This window comes from Paenibacillus dendritiformis, assembly GCF_021654795.1.
Classification (GTDB): Bacteria; Bacillota; Bacilli; order Paenibacillales; family Paenibacillaceae; genus Paenibacillus_B.
In genome coordinates this window covers 6,411,186-6,425,568 of sequence record NZ_AP025344.1, presented here as the reverse complement: position 1 = coordinate 6,425,568, position 14,383 = coordinate 6,411,186, and the positions used below count along the sequence as shown (strand labels likewise).

At 52.8% G+C, this 14,383-nt stretch carries 16 protein-coding genes and 1 pseudogene; 6 read left to right on the top strand and 11 right to left on the bottom strand.

Annotation, left to right across the window (positions count from 1 at the left end):
• Window positions 1-9 precede the first annotated feature (9 nt).
• On the bottom strand, window positions 10-666 hold the full coding sequence (locus tag L6439_RS28580; RefSeq protein ID WP_213471425.1) for a DUF2306 domain-containing protein: 657 nt from the start codon (window positions 664-666) through the stop codon (window positions 10-12).
• A gap of 160 nt (window positions 667-826) precedes the next feature.
• Here L6439_RS28580 and L6439_RS28575 point away from each other — a divergent pair, with 160 nt between their 5' ends.
• From L6439_RS28575 to L6439_RS29840, 5 genes are all read left to right on the top strand, one after another.
• The gene (locus L6439_RS28575) at window positions 827-1,420 is read left to right on the top strand and encodes a TetR/AcrR family transcriptional regulator (protein WP_213471424.1); all 594 of its coding nucleotides are present in this window, start codon (window positions 827-829) and stop codon (window positions 1,418-1,420) included.
• Between the two features lie 307 nt (window positions 1,421-1,727).
• On the top strand, window positions 1,728-2,597 hold the full coding sequence (locus tag L6439_RS28570) for an AraC family transcriptional regulator (protein WP_168179884.1): 870 nt from the start codon (window positions 1,728-1,730) through the stop codon (window positions 2,595-2,597).
• 65 nt (window positions 2,598-2,662) lie between these two features.
• Window positions 2,663-4,045: an ADP-ribosylglycohydrolase family protein gene (locus L6439_RS28565; protein WP_213471423.1), complete on the top strand. Its 1,383-nt coding sequence runs from the start codon at window positions 2,663-2,665 to the stop codon at window positions 4,043-4,045.
• A 178-nt stretch (window positions 4,046-4,223) separates the two neighbouring features.
• Window positions 4,224-4,757: a DUF1266 domain-containing protein gene (locus L6439_RS28560; protein ID WP_213471422.1), complete on the top strand. Its 534-nt coding sequence runs from the start codon at window positions 4,224-4,226 to the stop codon at window positions 4,755-4,757.
• Window positions 4,663-4,995, top strand: coding sequence for a DUF1266 domain-containing protein (locus tag L6439_RS29840; protein ID WP_369009963.1), 333 nt, complete (start codon window positions 4,663-4,665; stop codon window positions 4,993-4,995). Before L6439_RS28560 ends, L6439_RS29840 begins: the two co-directional genes overlap by 95 nt.
• Before the next feature lie 118 nt (window positions 4,996-5,113).
• Here L6439_RS29840 and L6439_RS28555 read toward each other — a convergent pair.
• From L6439_RS28555 to L6439_RS28540, 4 genes and pseudogenes are all read right to left on the bottom strand, one after another.
• A pseudogene (locus L6439_RS28555) lies at window positions 5,114-5,904 on the bottom strand (alpha/beta fold hydrolase).
• Between the two features lie 446 nt (window positions 5,905-6,350).
• Complete coding sequence (locus L6439_RS28550; RefSeq protein WP_168179887.1) at window positions 6,351-6,635, bottom strand: hypothetical protein; 285 nt, start codon at window positions 6,633-6,635, stop codon at window positions 6,351-6,353.
• Window positions 6,636-6,951: 316 nt separating this feature from the next.
• Window positions 6,952-8,487, bottom strand: coding sequence for an RNA-directed DNA polymerase (locus L6439_RS28545; protein WP_210429428.1), 1,536 nt, complete (start codon window positions 8,485-8,487; stop codon window positions 6,952-6,954).
• Between the two features lie 366 nt (window positions 8,488-8,853).
• Complete coding sequence (locus tag L6439_RS28540; protein WP_213471421.1) at window positions 8,854-9,708, bottom strand: sulfurtransferase; 855 nt, start codon at window positions 9,706-9,708, stop codon at window positions 8,854-8,856.
• Window positions 9,709-10,021: 313 nt separating this feature from the next.
• Between L6439_RS28540 and L6439_RS28535 the strand changes: the two genes are divergently transcribed.
• Window positions 10,022-10,471 carry a GNAT family N-acetyltransferase gene (locus tag L6439_RS28535; RefSeq protein WP_168179909.1) on the top strand — a complete coding sequence of 150 codons (450 nt, stop codon included), beginning with the start codon at window positions 10,022-10,024 and terminating at the stop codon, window positions 10,469-10,471.
• A gap of 31 nt (window positions 10,472-10,502) precedes the next feature.
• Here the strand turns inward: L6439_RS28535 and L6439_RS28530 are convergent, their stop codons facing one another.
• The 6 genes from L6439_RS28530 to L6439_RS28505 form a co-directional block, all read right to left on the bottom strand.
• Window positions 10,503-10,802, bottom strand: a complete 300-nt coding sequence (locus tag L6439_RS28530) for a hypothetical protein (RefSeq protein WP_374043248.1) — start codon at window positions 10,800-10,802, stop codon at window positions 10,503-10,505.
• A gap of 152 nt (window positions 10,803-10,954) precedes the next feature.
• Window positions 10,955-11,752, bottom strand: a complete 798-nt coding sequence (locus tag L6439_RS28525) for an energy-coupling factor ABC transporter ATP-binding protein (protein ID WP_168179911.1) — start codon at window positions 11,750-11,752, stop codon at window positions 10,955-10,957.
• Window position 11,753: 1 nt separating this feature from the next.
• Complete coding sequence (locus L6439_RS28520) at window positions 11,754-12,653, bottom strand: energy-coupling factor ABC transporter ATP-binding protein (protein WP_213471420.1); 900 nt, start codon at window positions 12,651-12,653, stop codon at window positions 11,754-11,756.
• On the bottom strand, window positions 12,650-13,417 hold the full coding sequence (locus tag L6439_RS28515) for an energy-coupling factor transporter transmembrane component T family protein (protein WP_213471419.1): 768 nt from the start codon (window positions 13,415-13,417) through the stop codon (window positions 12,650-12,652). Before L6439_RS28515 ends, L6439_RS28520 begins: the two co-directional genes overlap by 4 nt.
• A gap of 34 nt (window positions 13,418-13,451) precedes the next feature.
• Window positions 13,452-14,048 (bottom strand): ECF transporter S component, encoded by a 597-nt coding sequence (locus L6439_RS28510; RefSeq protein ID WP_168179891.1) that lies wholly within the window; start codon window positions 14,046-14,048, stop codon window positions 13,452-13,454.
• A 60-nt stretch (window positions 14,049-14,108) separates the two neighbouring features.
• On the bottom strand, window positions 14,109-14,330 hold the full coding sequence (locus tag L6439_RS28505; RefSeq protein WP_213471418.1) for a hypothetical protein: 222 nt from the start codon (window positions 14,328-14,330) through the stop codon (window positions 14,109-14,111).
• Window positions 14,331-14,383: the final 53 nt, after the last annotated feature.

The window sequence follows — 14,383 nt, the reverse complement described above, 5'->3', positions numbered from 1 at the left end:
CCTGCTCGCTTATGCCGCTTTGGAGCGATTGTTGTCAATCGGATATCGGCCAATCCGGCGTATAATGATCTCCGCCAGCCCGATGAGCAGAAGGATCGCAGCATAGACGGCGGTGGTGTAACTGGCCGGGTAAGGCAAGCCTGCTCCGTCGTGAAGCGCAAAGGTAAGGAGATGAATCGCCAGATTGGTGAAGCAAAAGACATAGCTGCGAATCATCCATGCCCGGTGGCGGCTCATCTGCTTCTTTCTTATTTTCACGATCGCCATCACGGTGATGAACATCCAGATCATGTTCAACAGATTGAAGGCAATGCTCGCGGGCTTCCCCCCTGTGGCATACGGAGCCATATATCCTGAAGTCAGCACCACCGCGAAAACGGAGATCACATACAGATAGCCGTTGATTCGATGGAAGAGGCGGTATTTTCTCAGCAAGGTATGTATGAAGTTAACCGCTCCCGACAGGATCGCCAGGCAGGCGAATGCCACATGAACCTTCATCACCGGCAACCAGACATCGGCGTTGACGGGGCGGGCGGGATTGGACTTGCGGCTCAAAAATGCAGCGGCCTGCGGATCGTGAAGGTAATTGATATACAGGACGTAGATGATGTAACCGGCCATGACAGCAAGCAGAGACCAGGTGGATAATTTTTGTCTGGACATTATGCGGATACCTCGCTCGGATCAAATTACGGCAGTAGCGGGCGCCGACAGGATCGTTCCGTCCTGTCCTCTTTCCCCTTTGCCACAGAAGTTATGCTATGATTGATATACGAATAAGACATTGAACGGAAGTGAACGGATTCCCGAAAGGATCAGGATCATGCGCAAAGGAGAAAAAACAAAGCAACATATCATCATGAAATCGGCGGAACTCTTCAATCAGAAGGGATACGCCGCCACGACGATGCAGGACATTATGGACGCCACCGGCTTGACCAAGGGCGGGCTGTACCGGAGCTTCCCAAGCAAAGACGCTATCGCGATCGAAGCGTTCAAATATGCGGGCGAGGTGCTCTGGAGCCATTTCTCTGCCGCCCTGGAGAACTGCCGGACAGCAGCGGACAAAATCCGGGCCATGTGCGAAGTATACAGCGATGCCGCGCACAATCCTCCGATGAAAGGGGGATGCCCCTTCCTGAATACCGCCATCGAAAGCGATCATTCCTTCCCCGTCCTTCGGGATCAGGCGCTGGAAGCTTACAGCCAGATGCTGTCCTTTATTCAGGGCATCCTCCAGCAGGGAGTAGCAGCCGGGGAATTCCGGCCGGACATGGATACCGAAGCGGCCGCCTCCTTTATTTTCTCATCGATCGAAGGGGGGATTATGGCAAGCCGCCTAACGCGGGACAACCGGCATGTTCATCATGCGACGGCGCAGATCGAGAGATGGTTGGCGACATTTAAGCCTGCGTAGGCGCCGGTTCCTCTGGAAGCAAGCCCAGCGCAGGCACCTCGAACGGTTCAGAACAATTCCCGGCTGTGCTCGCCATTCCGCGGAGCTGCCAGAACCTTTCCCCTCCTTTCATGCCTGCCTTTTTGAGACCGGACGGTTCGGTCTCTTTTTATACTACTCTACTCCCTTCGGTTATGCAAACGCCAACTGCGATTGTGCGAGCCCTTATGCCCATCGTTCCATTCCAATCATTTATGATAAACTGAAAGCGCAATCAACATAAGCAACCGTTATTTTCTTATCTAGGACATGAAAGGAAGCGACGGCATTGAAGGAACGGTCAGTCTATATTTTCGAATGGTCGCCGCGAACGCATATCGACCCGTTCCATACGCATGATCATCTGGAAATCGGGTATTGCCTGTCGGGAACAGGAACATTTTATTTCGGAGAAAAGCGGTATTCGGCTCAGCCGGGTGACGTGTTTGTCGTCAACAATACGGAGCGGCATGCCGCCTCCTCCGATCCGTGCAACCCAAGCAATTACTTTTTTATCTACTTCGATGCCATGATTATCGAGCAGACGGATCCGGAGCTTCTGCTTCCGTTCGTCTATTATCCGCACCAGTTCCACAACCGCATTGCCGGACATCTGCCTGTCGCCGCCAGCATCGGCGCGCTGTTCCGGCAAATATGGGAGGAGGATCGGCAGAAGCAAAGCGGCTATAAAGGGATGATGCGAAGCAAAATTATCGAGATATGCGCGCTGCTGCTGCGCCACTATGGGGAGTTCACGCCGCTTGCGGAACGGAGCCGGGCGATTGCATCGTATTACCGCATCAAGCCGGCTTTGGATTACATGAAGGAGCGTTTCCGGGAGCCGCTGACCCTGTCCGACGCGGCCCGCGTACTGTCGTTGAGCCCGTCCCGCACCCGCCATCTGTTCACAGAAAAGCTCGGCCAGGGGTTTAAGGAGTATTTGCTTCAACTGCGCGTCAATGAAGCGAAGCGGCTGCTTGCGGCCACCGATTTGCCGATCGCCGACATCATGCATGCCAGCGGGTTCCAAAGCCAGGCCCCGTTCTATCGGACGTTCAAGCAGTTGGTTGGGGCAACGCCGAATGAATACCGGTCGAATGCAGCAAAGTTAGCCCTTTTTGATAAGAATCCGGCTGATCTTGGGAAGACGATCGAGTAGCCCCCGGCTTACAATGATACTGCAACGGTTGGAGCACAAAAAGATGCGAAACGGAGAGTGGAACGATGGCGTCTGTGGATGTGTTATACGGATGGGTACGGGAGGAAATCAAGCAGCGCGAGGAGGAGGGCTGCCCTGTCGAAGGTTTTCATGCCAAGCTGGAGGCGGCTGCCGGCGATGAAGGAAAGCTGATGGCCGTATATGCGGAGCTCTCGGCGCTGGAACCCGCGGCCGATTTCCCTTATACGGAGCCGAACGGCTTGGCCGAGATCCGTGCCGAGCGGCCGGAGGGCCCGCGCAAGCTGCAGGCCAATTGGACCGAGGCCGAATGGCAGGACAAATTCCACGGGGCGTGGCTTGGCCGATGTGCCGGCTGCGCGCTCGGCAAGCCGTTGGAGATCGGGCCTTACATGTACGGCGCCGACGACAAACCCGGCTGGGCCAACATCCGGCTCTGGTTCGAAGGTGCGGATGCCTGGCCTATCCGCGACTACACGCCAGCCCATTCCCGGGCGGAGAAGGAACACGGCCTGGGGCTCGCTCCGTATGGCAGCAGAAGCGTGCGGGACACGATCGGCTTCATGGAAACGGACGACGATATCCGTTATACGGTCCTTGGCCTGCTTATGCTGGAGGAGAAAGGAAGCGATTGGGACTCATGGGATATAGGGAAACTGTGGCATGCGCGGTTGACGTACGGACAAGTGTGCACAGCCGAGACGCAGGCTTATCTCAATTTTGCGCATGTGACCGAATACGATAAGCCGGATGATTGGAAGGAAAAAATCGACTGGGTGCGAATGCATTTGAATCCGTTCCGCGAATGGATCGGGGCGCAGATCCGCGCCGACGGCCTTGCCTACGGTGCGGCAGCCCACCCGGAGCTGGCCGCCGAGTTCGCCTGGCGCGATGCTTCGTTCTCCCATGTGAAGAACGGCATCTACGGCGAGATGTTCGTAGCGGCGATGATTGCGGCCGCGTTTGCGGAGACGGATGCGGAGCGAATCGTCGAGATCGGGCTAAGCGAACTTCCGGCCAATTGCCGGCTGGCGCATGATGTCCGCAAGGCGGTGGCCATTGCCCGGACGGCCCCCGATCAGGTGGAACTGGTGGAACGAATCTGGGAAGCGTTCAAGCATTACCATCCGGTCCACACGATCAACAATGCCGCCCTGTGCGCGGCGGCACTCGTCTTCGCCCGCGGCGACTATGAGCTGGCGATTACGACGGCGGTGCTGGGCGGCTGGGACACCGATTGCAACGGCGCGACGGTCGGCTCGATTATGGGGGCCATGATCGGGGCGAAGCGGCTGCCGGAACGGTGGACGGCGAAGCTGAACGATACGCTGTACGCGGACATCAGCGGCTTCCATCCGATCGCCATCTCGGAATGCGCCCGCCGCAGCTACGAGGTGTTCCGGAAGATTAGCGGGCAAGCGCTGAGTTGAACGGGACGGAAAGTCAACTGCCTGTCCAATGAGAACCAAACCGCCTGGCTATCAGGCGGCTTGGCCGTTTTGCATAATGTGGAATATTTCATACAGAAACTGACACAAAAGTGTGATAAGATAGGTGACTCATTCCATGTCAAGCAAGGATAGGAATAGAACAGGAGGAGACATCGTCTTGAGAAAAACACGCATTTTTTTCATCGCGTTATGCATCATCGTTATTAGTTTGTCAGGCTGCTCCCCATCGCCCACGAAGGAGGAGACCAAGCCTAACGGTACGATTCCGTTCATCAATGCTACGTATGCTTTAATTACGGTAGATAACGGAGTCGATCCGAAGCTATTCGGCGGAGTGGAGCCCTCCTCGGCGAATGCAGAGATGATGAAGGAGGTTCTCCAAGACTCATGGAGCATCACCGATGCCGCGAGTGCGGAGTCGACAATTCAATGGCTGCTTACGGAAGGGCATAATGCCGAATTTATGGCGTATATGGATGAGTATCTTGCACGCAAGGATGAATTTAATGACATAATCGCTGAAATGAAAACATCCTCGAATCCAACGCCCGAAGAAATCAAATTTACGGAAGGCGTCGAATTATTCGCAAAGGTACATACTACATCCCCGGAATACGGCATCGCTGCTTGGGATTTATGCCGGGCGACAGATCGCAAGCTGGTCCTACATTGCCGGGTATATCCCGTATGAACATGCCGTAGAGTTAAGCATAGAGGCGGCGGAGAAAATGCGTGAACGATTCGGTTCATGGGAAGACCTGATAGGCAATTATCTCCTTGGCTATCAATATTGGTCCGAAGACAGTCCAAGCGACCCGAGTTCCAATCTTGTGAGAAGACAGAAAATTTATGCGGATCTGTTGAAAAGCCCCGACAACCCTTACAGTATAGATTGGAACACGTCGCTGAGCATGCCAGCTAAAAAATAGGCCGCACCATACCAGTCAGCACGAATGCGCAGCCAGTAATAGGAAAGCAATAGAGTTCCTGCCGGCGCCAGGCAGAGCTCTATCGCTTTTGGAGTAAGTGCCAATATGTTAATTCGCATTAATGATTATTCAGATGGTTGTTGGCTGAAAGCTGTTTCCATGTTGTATTGAGCCAGGTTGAAAATAGGTCTTTCTCCTCGAACTGCGGATAGTGGGCAGATTGTTTGAACAGCACAAACTCCTTTACCGGAGCTTCCAAGGCATCGAAGTATTCTTTGGCTGCTCTCGCCGATGTCATATAATCATATTTCCCCATAACAAAATAAGCAGGATTCTCTAGCTTTTGTACGATTTGAACAATATTCGTTCGTGCTTCCTCCGCCATTAACATACCCTGTGTCGCGGAGACCCCTCTTAAAAACCGAATCACATCAAGCAAGTTATACTCGGGACGGAGGAGGAACCCGTATAATAATCCATGTTATGATCAATTAATCTGGCAGCGCCGCCATATTTGCGGACCAAATTCCTTGGAGTGATCGCCTCTCCTTTTTCGATCAAACCCCGCGCAAGTTCTAATTTTTCCGCATCTTTCGTATTTCCCGCTGCCGCGTTGATCATAGTGTACGATCGTAAAATCCTCTTCGAGGGCTTCTTGATACTTGCCCACATAAGGAATTTCGGAACACCCTGGCCCCCATGAACAAAAATGACAATCGGATTGCGCCGATCCGTCCCTCTAATCATGACTTCATGGCCGGCACCGTTAATTTCAACCTGCTCTAATGTGCTTATGCTGTTCTTACCATCAATGCAAGGTGTCCACGTCGGAAAGATGAGACCTGCAGCAATCAGCAGTGCCAAGGCCAAGATACTAATCTTCCATATTTTTGCGAGTTTTCTTTTCATCCCAACATTCCTTTTATCCAATTTGATATCAAGCGGGACGCCTTCCATAGAAAGAAGATGACTCCCGATGAATTAAAAATCCATATTCTGTAAGTTTATCGATATAAGTATTTTTCGTCCAGTGCTTATGTCTAAAGGAAGAGTATGTAGGAGACGCTGTATAATCTACGAACATCTTGGATCTCCCGTTACAGGAGGGCCGGAGGTGTATCGAGTTGCATGTTTCTGATTCTATAACTCAAAAGGGAACCTATTTGATCGGGGAAGTGTCCACAATGATTGGAACGACAATCAAATCCGTCCATGACTGCGATGAAAACGGATTAGTAAAGCCTACTAGCTATACAAAGGGGGGCATCGATTATATACGACGGAAGATATATGACGATTAGAACTGGTGACAACCTTGCGCTACCTGGATTTTGGAGTTGATGAAATCAGCCAGATCATCTTGGGTGGAATACCGGTTGAAAAAGCATTTGGAGAAGTGCTTGATAGCCCAGATCACGAGCGGGATGAACGTCATCACGTAAGGTAGAACCATTTTCCATTCCGTGCAGCAGCACGAATATGGCGTAAATGACGAAACCAATAAGCAGCCCGCGCTGCGGCTTGTTCTTGAAAAGTAGCAACCATCCGACCAATAGGATGTTAAAGACGACCGATAACATGTCGAAGATCTCATAAGAAAGGAACCTCATCATGTACAGCTTGCTGTGGGCGGATTCCAACGATAGGAGCTCCTGTAAGGGGACATTCAAGCCTTACTTTTCACTCCATCCGAGTGTCAGACCGTATCAGCGCAGATCGGCGAGAAACACAAAAAAGCAGACTCCTCATATTATACTCGCGCCTGTAAGGCGCTTTAACGACACTTGAAGCCTGCCATTTCCTTTTTATACCGACAGAACCGCTATTAGGTTATTCTTCCGTTGAATGTGGTCTCGTTCGCTCCCGCTATCGAACTACCAGAAGTTCACAAGTATTCTGAATTGTTGACAAGGATATTATTTATATACACTGAGACAAGGATATACTTATACTGATTTATATATTTTTAGCCCACTTTATAAGTACACTATCAAAAGGCCTTTGATGAGTTAAACTATTTAAAAAGAACTTCTTTTCATCTTGAGGAAGTCCAGAAACTCCATATATAAACGCCATCTTTTGCCAGGGATCCATGCTTTGATAATTTTCTTTTTGCTCACGCAACCAATCATAAGCAGAGTTTTGATGTGCCGCAAGTAATATTTCTCTTCTAGCAAAAGGCTCACTTACAGGGAATTTATTAACTAGATACGAAAAATGATTAATGTATTCATTCTTTGTAAACAAACTTAATATAGATAACCGGAAAAATTCATTATGCACTACTTCCTGAGAATCAAGAAGTTTCAATAGTTGTTCTCCAATATAAACCCATTGTTCTGCACTGATGGATTGAACGGAAGCAAGATATGCACATATATTTGCAAAACATGGACTCAATTGCGATATATTACTAAGTGAAATTTCAATCGCACCTGGATGACCAATTTGAGCCAACCTTCTATAAAACCACCTAAGTCGTATGTAATCTACTTCTTTTTGATCGATGTATTCCTGAATAATCTTACTAATTATTTGTTCAGTAAGCGATTCCCAGTCTTCTTTTGAGATCTCGCTATATGTAATAGTTCTATAAGGATCGCCATTAGAGTATTTTCTTATTAATTTGAGAATTTTATCTTCATCTTTATTGATCGGTCGGTCCTCAATCATTTCATTACATAAATCTCTAAAATGATTAGAACTATATACTTTGGTCTTGTGTCGTTGTAACATTAATCGTTGCTGTTTGTCCAAAATGGATGCTATTTTAGCAAGAGCAATTTTTGCGGATTGCGATGAGTCACAGAACACTAAAATATCATCAGCATATCTGAGAAAATCTATTCCTTGCGTATGTAGGCTATTGTCTATTGGTATCATTGCCGCTTCAGCTAAAAGATGAACAGCATGAGGGCCAATTGGAATACCTCTGGATACATTCGCTGTAGTAGAGTTAAGCAACTTAATAATCCACTTTGTCTCCTGATTTGGAAATCCGGATTCACGTAACTGATTTTCAACAATATGATGGTATATTTGATTATAATAGTCTGCAATGTCGCAGTATAATACAAATTCATATGTGCGGCTCTTTTTATATGCAGTTTTCCAAAAATCATTCCATGCTGTTTTTGATGAGTATAGACCATGGTTTATATCTGGTGAAAATCTATAGCTATATACAATATTATTGTGTAATCTCCTAGCTTCGATCCCAGCTCCAAATTGATGAATTATCGAGGTAAGTAGAATGCTATCTTGTGGATCTAATTGTGTGGCTTGTCGGTAAGAAATCTCGTCTTTGGGAACAATAAATCTTCTACAGGCTCCGGGAGTAAACTGTGTTAAGTCTTTGCCTTCAATCAGCGCTACAAAATCATCAATATGGCTAGATATTGCGTTAATCTCTAAAATTGCAGGAAACAAGTCTCCATCTGAGTGATTTTGAATAAAGTTTATTGCCCAACTTATAGAGTCTTTAGTCAACATTATACCAATTATCCCCTCCAAAAATTTTAGTTCAACATTCACAGAGAGCATTAAAAACTTAAATCCACTATATCATTCCAATAAACCCATTGTATAGAGAGCGAATTGTTAACTGCCCATTTTACTTGTTGACTTTACCCATCTCGATATGCCCCTACCTAAAAGGGATACTTTTAAAACTTTAAAAATTCAGCAGAGGCACTGTTCATAGTCACGATTCCTTCAGTGGCCGTCGCATAATACTTTAGCTCTTTCCCCCATATTCGTTGACTCCCTGTTGATTAGAGCATAAAAAAATACATCGCCCAAGCCACCATAGCTTGAGGCGATGTACCTCATCCCTAATACTCTGTGTGTCTTCCGTTCTTATTCTTCTCCAGTCGCAATCTCGTTTTCCGGATACGAGCTCCAATCGCTCCAGCTCCCGGCATACAAGCGGACCTGCGGGTAGCCAAGCTCATGCAGCGCCAGCACATTCGGACAGGCGCTGACCCCGGATCCGCAATAGACGATGACCTCGCGTCCCGCTTCCAGCGCTTCCACAAGAGCAGCGAGCTGCTCCCGGCGCTCCTCTTCCGGCTTCCAGGCGCCGCGCTCATCGACATTATCCTTCCAGAACTGATGGATCGCCCCTGGAATATGCCCCGCCTTCGCATCGATCGGCTCGGTCTCGCCCCGATAGCGCGCCACGTCGCGCGAATCGACGAGCAGCACATCCGGCCGGCCCAGCTTCTCCCGGACCTCCTCCATGCTCGCCAGCATGTCCGCCCGAACCTTCGGCACGAAGGCGGCGGGCACGACAACCCGTTGCGCGTCGGTGACCGGGTACCCGGCCTCCTTCCACGCCGTGAAGCCCTCTTCCATCACATGGACGGCGTCATGGCCCAGCCAACGCAGCATCCACCACAGCCGCGAGGCATACATCCCGCCTTGATCGTCGTATGCGACGACCCGGCTGGCATTGCTGATGCCGGCCCGGCCGAGCCGTTCCGCCAGTACGGCCGGATCAGGCAGCGGATGACGGCCGCCATGGGCTTCCACCGGTGCCGACAGGTCCGTATTCAGATCAAGATAGACGGCGCCCGGGATATGAGAGGAGGCATAATCTTCTCTCCCCGCCTCGGGCCGCCCGAGGTCGAAGCGGCAATCGACGATGACGATATCAGGCTCATACATTCGGGCTAACAGCCATTGCTTGGATACGAGAATTGGTCTACTCATATAGTGCCTCCTTCATCATGTACTGCTTATGCCTAGTGTAGCACAGAGACTGAACCGCAGTTTATCTCTTTCGCGCCGTGACGTTTACCATGGGCCGTTGCACCGCTTGCTGCCTAGTGCTCTGCCTCCCTCATTGTCAAGCTGATGCAAACATGCGAAAATAGCAACTAAGAAAAATCAAGCAACAGAATGCACAACCTGGAACCGACGCCGCGTCGTCCGGTATCTCCTGTGTAAGGAAGTGATTGCATTGCCGGCTTCTTACCGCCATTCCCCGTCCCGCCCGCCGAGGCTGCCCTTCCGGGTGCGCCCGATGACCGAGGAGGACGGCGCACATGTCTGCTCATGGACCTATGAGCCGCCTTATCAACTATATGGATTCCTCCCGTGGGAGCAAATGAAGGCCCTCGAAGTCGAGTTCGGCGATGCCCGCATCCGGAGCGAACAGTATGGATCGGTGACGGACGCCGACGGAGAGCTGTTCGGCTTCGCGCAATTCTTCCCTCTGCTCGGCGTGACCCGTCTCGGGCTGGGGATGCGCCCCGATCGGCTTGGTCAAGGATATGGCGTGTCCTTCGTTCAGGCGATCGTCGAAGAAGCCCGACGGCGCCATCCCGGCGATATGATTGATCTGGAAGTGCTGACCTGGAATGAACGGGCAATCCGCACATACCGGCGCGCCGGATTCCGGATCACCGATACGTATACGCGGCAGACGCCGACAGGGCCCGGCGAATTTCACTGCATGGTCTATCACCCGTAGCCCCGCCCGCGCTCATCCGAGTGCGGGCCCATCAGGTCAAGGCGACGCTGGCCACGGTCGCACTGCCGACGACGACCTCGATCAGGTGGAATTGGGGGTCATACTGCACGCTGCCGCTGCCAATGAACAGCAGCCGTTCCTGTCCGAGCCCGTAAAACACATCATCCGCGAGCGCCTCCAACACTTCATGCCGCTCCCGCTCCCCCAGGGCTTCCCAGTCCTCCTGTTCCATGTCGAAGAACTGATAACCGTCCGGAATTAGCCCAACGGCCCCGACCAGATCCTCCAATATATCTTTATACGGTCTTCCGTAAGCCACGCCCATAATCATGCTGCCCCTTTCTGTTCACGCTTGTCTGTTTACCTCGTATTGTAGCACAGGTGAAGCGGCTTTCTCGAACCCGGCTGCAAGGAAAAGGCCTGCGCACCCATCCGGCATGCACAGGCCTCTTCGATTCGAATGGATACGCTCCGCCACCGGATTCATCGCTTAACGGACATGGCTGCGATCAGCTCCTCTGCCGTCAGGACCGTACCGGGGAGCCCCCACCGCCTCCCGAGCTGCGTCGCATACGGCGTATCGAGACCGGCTTCCCGAAGAATCTCCGGCCGGGAGAATACGTGGCGCGTCTCGTCGTCCATCAACACTTGGCCCCGGTTAAGGACGACGGTCCGTTCGAAAAGAGCCGCAGCGAAGTCCATATCATGCAATATCGCCAGCACGAGCTTGCCCTGCCGCTTCAGCTGCTCGATAAGGCCGCCGATCCGGCGCTTGCCCGCATCGTCCTGAGCGATGGTCGGCTCGTCCAAAATAAGAATATCCGTATCCATGGCAACAATCGAGGCGATGCTCACGAGCTTCTTCTCGGACAAGCCGAGATCGTGGGGATTCATCTCCCGGCGCGCGCCCAGGCCGACCATGTCCAGCGCCGCCATTGCCCGCTCCTTCGCCTCGGACGTGCTCCGCTTCAGGTTAAGCGGCCCGAACATGACCTCCTCCAGGACCGTGCGCTTGCATATCTGATCATTCGGGTTCTGGAAGACAAGCCCGATTCGGCCGGCCAAACCGGCGACCGTTGCTTCCTTCGTACGTATCCCGCACACGGAAATTTCCCCGGCCGTCGGTTGAAGCAGCCCTTTGAGCAGCTTGACCAGCGTCGTCTTGCCGGCGCCGTTCTGGCCGATTATCGCCGTCGCCCGCGCATCGAGATCCAACGTGATATCGTGCAGCACCGGCTGGTCCGGGTTATATTCGAAGTGCATATTCCGGATGCGAATCATCTCACTCACCCCGCTCCCCCTCTTCCGCGCCTGCCGCCGGGCTTAAGCCGTTCTTCCCGCCGCGCGCCGCCTCATAAGCCTGGGCCGCTTCTTCGAGGGTTACCGGATACGTATCCCTGCCCGGGGTGCGCAGCCCGAGCTCGCGGCATACCTGAGTATAGACGGGCGGCTTGACCCCGTATTCCGCCAGATCGGCCCGGGAGAACAGACGGGACGGCGTATCGATGCCAATTAGGCTCCCTTCGTGCAGAAGAACGATTCGATCCGCGTACGCGGCGAGCTTCTCCATCTTGTGCTCCGCCAGAATGACCGTCATTCCCTCCCGGCTCAGGCTCTGAACGGCCTGGAATACTTCCTCCGAGCCCTGCGGATCAAGCTGCGAGGTCGGCTCATCCAGCACGATGACCTGCGGCCGCATCGCAATGACGCAGGCGATGGCCACCCGCTGCATCTGGCCTCCGGACAGGTCGAATGGGTGCCGCTCCTTGTACTCGTACATATCGAGCAGATGAAGCGCATGATCGATACGCTCGATCATCTCGTCCCGCTCCACGCCCAACTGCTCCAAGCCGAAGGCGACCTCCTCATACACCGTCAGCTTCGCTCCCGTCACCTGCGTGAACGGATTCTGGAACACAATGCCGACATGGCGTATCATCTCATCTACGCCGCTCTCCGCGACATCGAATCCTGCGATGCCTACCCTGCCTCCGTATGCGCCCTTATAGAAATGGGGCACCAGCCCAGTGAGCGCCTGGCAGAAGGTTGTCTTGCCCGCTCCATTGGCACCGATGATCCCAATGAATTCCCCGGCCTCCACCGTCAGCGAGATATCATTCAGCGCCAGCCTCTCCGTGGACGGGTAACGGTACTTGAGATGCTCCACTTCAATCAGATTCATGCGAAGATCCTCCATAGAAGAGCGGCGGCGACGATGACGAGCATCGCCAGCCGGAGAGTTCCGGCATGCCGGTACCGCTTCTCCTCATTCAGAAATGTTTTGCGCCCGGGCACGTTGAAGCCCCTCGCCTGCAGCGCCAGCGTGCGCTCCTTCGTATCGAGCAGCGCGCTGAGCACGACCGGGCCGATAAGCGGAAGGAACGCCTTGATGCGTGTCATCAACCGTCCTTCCGTCTCTACCCCCCGCGCACGCTGCGCATCGGTGATCGTGCCGACAGCCGCCATCATCTGCGGAATGATCTGGAACACGGAGTTCAGCACATAGCCGATACGGGGCGACAAGCCTCTGCGGACGAGGGCTTCCACCAGATCGGACGGCTTCGTGGTCAGGACGAGGATAAGGAAGGCCCCGACAATATTCAGAGCCCGGAAGCTGATGCCGAGGGCGAACAGCAAGCCTTCCTTATAGAACGGCCAGCTCCCGATCGTGAACAGCGCCGTCTCATTCCCGACATGGAAAAATCCCTGGATAATAACCACCGTCGCCAGCACGAAGCTGACGAAGCCAATCACCGCCAGGCCCCGCCGGAACACCCTTCCTGCGGCAAGCAGCCCGAAGCTGAACGCCATACACACCCAGGCCGCATGGAGGGAGGGCACAATGATGGGAATCGCGATCGCCGCCGCGATATAGGCCAGCTTCGTTATCGGATCGACGCGATGGACAGCCGAGTCTTTTTCCACGTACAAGCTCATTGATTTCATGAATCCCCCACCTTTGCCAACCGCTTGCGGACGGTTACAGCTTCTCGATATCTCCGCTATCCTTGTACATATTCATCAGACTGCTCGGAAGCACGCGGTATATCCCGTAAGCGGCAAGTACGGTAATGAGCTTATCCGGCAGATCGACGACCAGTTCATCCAGGAAGGAAGCGAGCCAGACCGATCGGGTCCCTTGCAGCACATAACCGAAGACGATATCGCCCCAGACATTCCCCGTCTGCCCGCCCCAGAACGCCACATTGAGCGGGGTGGAGATAATAACCGCCGTCAATCCTACGGCCAGTCCAATGACGGCCGCCTTGCCCCAGCTCGATATCCAGCCCTTGGAGGCCATAATCCCGGCTACCAGGCCAATAAAGACGCTTGTGAGGGCATAGACAAACGAGATTGGATCCATCGTGAGACCATAAATGATGTTGTTAATGAGTCCGGACAGCCCGCCGATAACCGGACCCGCCAGCATGCTGGCCAGCACCGTCCCGATCGCATCAAGCCACAGCGGCAGCTTGAGCACGCCGGCGAACAATTTGCCGATGTAGTTAATGCCGACCGCGACCGGGATCAGCACAAGCGCCGCGGTTGAGAATGACCACATACTTCTTTTGGACATCTTGTTCCCTCCTGAAGAATTCATCTTTCTGTTCTAGCTCTTCCCCTGCTCCGCTACAACCTATCCATCTCTGAATTCCTCCTTCATCGCTGCGCCGTTCCGCCAATCATGCAGCACCCGATCGCGGGCACTGCCGGGCTCGGCGGCAACGGCGCCGCCGCAATAATCATGAAGTGTTCCCTTTGAATGCCGAATCATGCGATGATATGGAATCGCTCTCACGATCAAGACGGGAAGTTTCTCCTTGCGGCCGGCATACTGCTTCTCCACTGCTACCGGCAACCTCTGCCCGTCTCTTTCTTCTCACTATATCTTGTTCCCGGGCAAAAGAACAG

What these genes read in the sequence shown, in the direction of transcription:
- L6439_RS28580 (WP_213471425.1), bottom strand. Translation starts at nt 666, where the DNA reads ATGTCCAGACAAAAATTATCCACCTGGTCTCTGCTTGCTGTCATGGCC.
- L6439_RS28575 (WP_213471424.1), top strand. Translation starts at nt 827, where the DNA reads ATGCGCAAAGGAGAAAAAACAAAGCAACATATCATCATGAAATCGGCG.
- L6439_RS28565 (WP_213471423.1), top strand. Translation starts at nt 2,663, where the DNA reads ATGGCGTCTGTGGATGTGTTATACGGATGGGTACGGGAGGAAATCAAG.
- L6439_RS28545 (WP_210429428.1), bottom strand. Translation starts at nt 8,487, where the DNA reads ATGTTGACTAAAGACTCTATAAGTTGGGCAATAAACTTTATTCAAAAT.
- L6439_RS28540 (WP_213471421.1), bottom strand. Translation starts at nt 9,708, where the DNA reads ATGAGTAGACCAATTCTCGTATCCAAGCAATGGCTGTTAGCCCGAATG.
- L6439_RS28535 (WP_168179909.1), top strand. Translation starts at nt 10,022, where the DNA reads ATGACCGAGGAGGACGGCGCACATGTCTGCTCATGGACCTATGAGCCG.
- L6439_RS28530 (WP_374043248.1), bottom strand. Translation starts at nt 10,802, where the DNA reads ATGATTATGGGCGTGGCTTACGGAAGACCGTATAAAGATATATTGGAG.
- L6439_RS28525 (WP_168179911.1), bottom strand. Translation starts at nt 11,752, where the DNA reads ATGATTCGCATCCGGAATATGCACTTCGAATATAACCCGGACCAGCCG.
- L6439_RS28520 (WP_213471420.1), bottom strand. Translation starts at nt 12,653, where the DNA reads ATGAATCTGATTGAAGTGGAGCATCTCAAGTACCGTTACCCGTCCACG.
- L6439_RS28515 (WP_213471419.1), bottom strand. Translation starts at nt 13,417, where the DNA reads ATGAAATCAATGAGCTTGTACGTGGAAAAAGACTCGGCTGTCCATCGC.
- L6439_RS28510 (WP_168179891.1), bottom strand. Translation starts at nt 14,048, where the DNA reads ATGTCCAAAAGAAGTATGTGGTCATTCTCAACCGCGGCGCTTGTGCTG.